We start from the raw sequence: 4,608 nt of genomic DNA, 5'->3' as shown, positions 1-4,608 counted from the left end.
TTTTAAAGCTTTAATATAAATGATTTTAGATAATAAGATTTTCGATAATAGATTCCGTAGATTCATTTGGAATATTAAGTTTTTGTATTTTACTTCGATAAGCCTCTGAATTTGTATCATAGCGATCTTTATCGAGCCATTTCAATAAAGATTTAGCTATAAATTGAGGGGAGTTTAAATTTTTCACACCTGGGAAACTTATTTCGCGACTTTCATCCTCCTCAAGAATAATATTTTTGGCTCTAGTTCCAATAAAAACTGCCTGAGTTGAGGTTGATGAGCCAGAAGAAAACATGGCTATTGAGACGGAAGCCACTTCAAGCGTATTAGTATTAGTTATCATTTTATCAATTTCGATTCTATCAAATCCTGATTCAACGAGAGTATTGTAATAATAAATTTGTTTGATTTTTTCAATTTCTTCTTGATTAAAGCTTTTAGTTATACTGGGATGTAAGGTAATACGTAATTGATAATTATCTTTAAATTGTTTAAAGGCATCCATAAAAATTTTAAAAGCCAGAGCCTCTTCATCGGTATTTGTGATGGGTATTCTATAATTGCCAGCCCAAAGAATTAGTTTATCTGTTGAACAAATTTGTAAAACAGATCTGATTTCATTTTTTAACTCTTGATTCTGGTCAATACAATAATTAATCCAACTATCAAACTCACCGTGACGCGCATAAAGAACTTGAGGGGGGATTATCTAAATTAAGCTCTTCTATAATATTTAAGGCTAAAGTTTGAAATTTTAATATTTGTGAATAGTAATACATTAGAAATAGAAGAAAATTTTTTTATTTTATTTGTATTGCCACCTACATCAAAATAAATCATACGGTTACTTGTTGTAGGCAAAGTTTCAGCAATTTGCTCTTGTATCGTCGAGGATGATCCTATAACAAAATTATCATATTCCTTACAATGTCGAGTTATTTCTAATATATCCTCTTCATTAAAGTGAATATAAAGATCGGTTGCCGTTCCAAACCCATTTTTGATAAAATTTGGCATGTATATCACTCTTTCCAATTCTTTCTCTTCTAAAACTGTTTGTGCAGCAACTTGACCCACAGGAATGATACATAATTCATACTCATTTTTTTAACTAAATTTTTCATAGTATTCATTAATGCTTGAGTTTCACCTCTTTGAAATAAAATAAAAGCAATTTTCATCCTAGTTCTCTTCTTTCCACAAATATTCACAATAATCTTTTTACGACGTTGCCATAGATCATCAGGGATTATACCGTGTTTCATTCGTATGATATCCCCCTGCCTAAAAACTTATTTGACAGGGTCTGGTTTATTTGTGCCATTGACCATAAAGCCGCCTTTTAAAATCATCGTAGATTTGCGGCAAAAAAGCATTGAGTTATTATTTTCGCCCCAACTTATTGATTTTATTAGGACTGCTAGCTAACCTTGCTGCCCTTAAGAGGAGCAGGGTTGCTACATGACACCAGCAAAAGAACTACCGATTGTCATTGAAAAATCACAAGAAGACGTTGATCAGATCATTGCATTGGTACACTCATCAAACTTACCAGAGGGAACAAAACCTTTTGTCATTGGGTGTATTCACCTGGCTTCCTGGATTCCGCGCGCACTGGTCGAGCATAAAATAACCGTATCCAATTTAAAGCGACTTATCTTTGGCAAAGGAGATAAGACCACGAAACAACAAGACAAATCCCCACAGGACATGGACGCCTTGCGCATACCACCTACATCAAGGCACAAGAACACACCATTGCCTTAGAGTCCCTAAGTGCGGGACAACTATGCCCACATCACTGTGGTGGCAGGCTTTATTCCATCAACCCAGGTATCCTTATTAATATAAAAGGACAAAATCTAGCATCCGTTGATAAATACTGGATTGAGAAGCTACGCTGCGCTTTATGTAATGAAGTCTTTTCAGCCAAAATTCCAGCTCATGTCCACCCGGAAAAATATCATCCAAGTTTTAAAGCCATGTTAGCCTTACAAAAATACTACATGGCTATGCCTTTTCATGAAAATCATGGGGTCAGACTCGATTGATTTAAATGACAATATTAATTTTCACGGATTGATATTGTAGAAAGTCTTATTTAAACTCGCCAACTTATAGCTATGGAAAGAGCAAGAGTTTGTATGGCACGCCAACCACGCTTTGTGCTACCCGGTCAACCGCAACATGTAATTCAACGAGGAAATAATCGTCAAGCAATTTTTTGTAGTCCGAACGATTATGACTATTTTTGGAAAAGTTATTTGTAGCCGCAAAGGATTATGGCTGCCACATACATGCTTATGTACTAATGACAAATCATATACATTTACTTCTGACACCTTTATTTGAAGAAAGCATGAGTAAGGTGATGCAAGTGCTTGGGAGATATTATGTACAATACTTTAATTACAACTATCACCGAACAGGTACCTTGTGGGAAGGTCGTTACAAAGCATCATTGATTGATACAGAGCATTATTTATTAAGATGTATGCAGTATATAGAATTGAATCCTGTACGAGCCAAGATGGTGTTCGACCCATCGGCATATCCTTGGTCAAGCTATCGACACAACGCCTTAGGAGAATTAAATGCTTTAATAACTCCCCATGCTGAATACGAACGATTAGGTATCTCTAAGGAAGATCAATTTAAAAACTATCAAAAATTATTTACCTTAACTTTAGAGCAGGAAATAATTGATGAAATCAGAGAAAATACAAATAAATGTTGGGTTTTAGGTAATAAAGAATTTAAAAGTACAATTGATCAAAAATTAAATCGGAAGGTAGTGTCTAGTGAAAAAGGGGGCGATAGAAAATCGCTGAGGTATCAAGAAAGAAGAATCAATCGAGTCTGACCCCATTGACTTATAACCGCGCCGAGAATGCCCATCAACCGACTCGTAGAAAAGAAAAATGCCTTATTCGTTTCAAATCACCCGCCAGTGCTCAACATGTCCTGGCGCTCATGGGGAAAACCAGAAATCTCTTTGCTATAGCGGTTGGTCGTTACACGAACTCGGCAGCAAAGCAACGAGTCTAGTTTCAGAATGCTAAAGAAATTTGGCAATCTGCTGCAACAGCGCTGCTTTGCGCCTAAAATTCGGGTTTGCATCTTTCTTGCGTCAGAAAAAGTTAACTTGACGATGCCCCTAGAAAACTCTCTTAGCGTAGGTTTCCGTTCCATTGGACTCCAAACCCCTTGTATTCATTTACATGGTGGGGATAAGCAGTATTTGTCAATCGACCATTTCCTTTGAATTCTTTAGACTTATGAAATCCTTCACCACACTCTGCTAGTATAACACCAATTACCTTGATTGTTGGTTTCTGTTTCTGTCTCTGGTTGAATAGTGATGATAGTTGGAATTACTAAATCAACCTCTTTCTTGATTTTTACACAAATGGAATCGTTAAAGCTTTTTGTAAACATCGAGTAATACTTAGAACTATCCATTCTTAGCTCTTGCAAAGCCTCTTGCAGCGAAGGGTAGGTGTTATACTCATAAATATAGTCATATTCATCTTCATCTTGTATCGAAAACTCCATACCACCTTGAGAAAGATACTCATCACTATAAACGCGTGTTTTTTATCACCCCACGAGATTGTTTGAGATTTAAACGTTAATAAGGTATCAATATTGGAGAAATCATAGTCCAATAAACGAGATAAATTTTCTTCATTTTTAACTTGAGTGATTTCTTTTACGTTGGGATTTACAATTTTTTGCCTTAAAACAATAGCCATTCTCAGTCTATTTAATGCTTTGTCTATATTGGTCACTCTTGAAATGGTTTGTTCTGTGTGAATTAACCGAAGTTTGTCGCACTCCTGTTGACATATTCTTTCAATGATTGAATAAAAATGGCTGCCCATTTGGCCGCTTCCATTTATATGTTTTTTATTAATATTCACTACTAATTCGTTTGGCATGATTCCCTTTTTGGCCTCTAATAGATATGGAAGAACTGATAATTAGCTCTTACCTGTCAAATATTTTAGCTCGATATAATCTTTCACAGTAAAAGGTAGTTCTATCTTAGTGGAAAAATTACTAATTGTTTAACTATTAACAATAAATGGAATATCGAAATAGAATTTTTGGCTCCGTTACAAAAACGAATGATGGTTTATACTTCAAGCCAAATCCCATTAACAATATGACAATCTCGATTTGTTGCATCAAGAAATGTTAATAAATCGTCAAAAAACTGCAACATTACATAGCCTAAGGCTGAATGAGCTGTTCAATTTCATTATCTAGGTCGGATATATTTTGCGGACTGATGTGTTCTTGACTGTTATTAACAAGGAACCATCGATGTTTATAGCCTGCAGCCAAGGCATAAGGAACACCAAACGTAGCCAGAGCAAGACCAAGATTTTTAAAGATATCGCCCCAACTAGGATTACCCGCTAACTCACTCCGAGAAACTTTTTTATTTCAGCATGGGTCTGTTCAGCAAATTGCGTCGGAGTAATTGCAGCGTTGACATACTGATTAATTAGTTTTCGTAATGTTATATAGAATGTCTGTCCTAATACAGCATCTCGACCAGGATTCACAGCAAGGTCGTCGATTTTACTAAGAGCGATACGC

The 4,608-nt window shown here is 35.7% G+C and carries 7 protein-coding genes; 3 read left to right on the top strand and 4 right to left on the bottom strand.

Annotated elements, in window-relative coordinates; genetic code table 11:
• Nucleotides 1-25 precede the first annotated feature (25 nt).
• Together BN58_RS02300 and BN58_RS02295 are read right to left on the bottom strand one after the other, a co-directional pair.
• Nucleotides 26-505, bottom strand: coding sequence for a hypothetical protein (locus tag BN58_RS02300; RefSeq protein ID WP_019215466.1), 480 nt, complete (start codon nucleotides 503-505; stop codon nucleotides 26-28).
• A gap of 209 nt (nucleotides 506-714) precedes the next feature.
• The gene (locus tag BN58_RS02295; protein ID WP_156812315.1) at nucleotides 715-1,077 is read right to left on the bottom strand and encodes a hypothetical protein; all 363 of its coding nucleotides are present in this window, start codon (nucleotides 1,075-1,077) and stop codon (nucleotides 715-717) included.
• A 384-nt stretch (nucleotides 1,078-1,461) separates the two neighbouring features.
• Between BN58_RS02295 and BN58_RS21390 the strand changes: the two genes are divergently transcribed.
• The 3 genes from BN58_RS21390 (at nucleotide 1,462) to BN58_RS37405 (ending at nucleotide 3,048) form a co-directional block, all read left to right on the top strand.
• Complete coding sequence (locus BN58_RS21390; protein ID WP_019215463.1) at nucleotides 1,462-1,767, top strand: hypothetical protein; 306 nt, start codon at nucleotides 1,462-1,464, stop codon at nucleotides 1,765-1,767.
• A gap of 484 nt (nucleotides 1,768-2,251) precedes the next feature.
• A complete protein-coding gene (locus tag BN58_RS21385; RefSeq protein ID WP_198009799.1) occupies nucleotides 2,252-2,863 on the top strand; it encodes a transposase in 612 nt (203 codons plus the stop codon).
• Between the two features lie 5 nt (nucleotides 2,864-2,868).
• Nucleotides 2,869-3,048: a hypothetical protein gene (locus tag BN58_RS37405; RefSeq protein WP_156812314.1), complete on the top strand. Its 180-nt coding sequence runs from the start codon at nucleotides 2,869-2,871 to the stop codon at nucleotides 3,046-3,048.
• A 416-nt stretch (nucleotides 3,049-3,464) separates the two neighbouring features.
• Here BN58_RS37405 and BN58_RS02275 read toward each other — a convergent pair whose 3' ends face one another.
• Both BN58_RS02275 and BN58_RS31455 read right to left on the bottom strand, forming a co-directional pair.
• Nucleotides 3,465-3,941 (bottom strand): hypothetical protein, encoded by a 477-nt coding sequence (locus tag BN58_RS02275; RefSeq protein ID WP_019215462.1) that lies wholly within the window; start codon nucleotides 3,939-3,941, stop codon nucleotides 3,465-3,467.
• A 483-nt stretch (nucleotides 3,942-4,424) separates the two neighbouring features.
• On the bottom strand, nucleotides 4,425-4,608 hold a 184-nt coding region (locus BN58_RS31455), incomplete at its 5' end, for a hypothetical protein (protein WP_040916040.1).

Source organism: Legionella tunisiensis (assembly GCF_000308315.1).
In the GTDB taxonomy this organism is placed as follows: Bacteria; Pseudomonadota; Gammaproteobacteria; order Legionellales; family Legionellaceae; genus Tatlockia; species Tatlockia tunisiensis.
The sequence above is the reverse complement of the archived record's forward strand: the minus strand, read 5'-3'. Positions and strand labels throughout refer to the sequence as shown.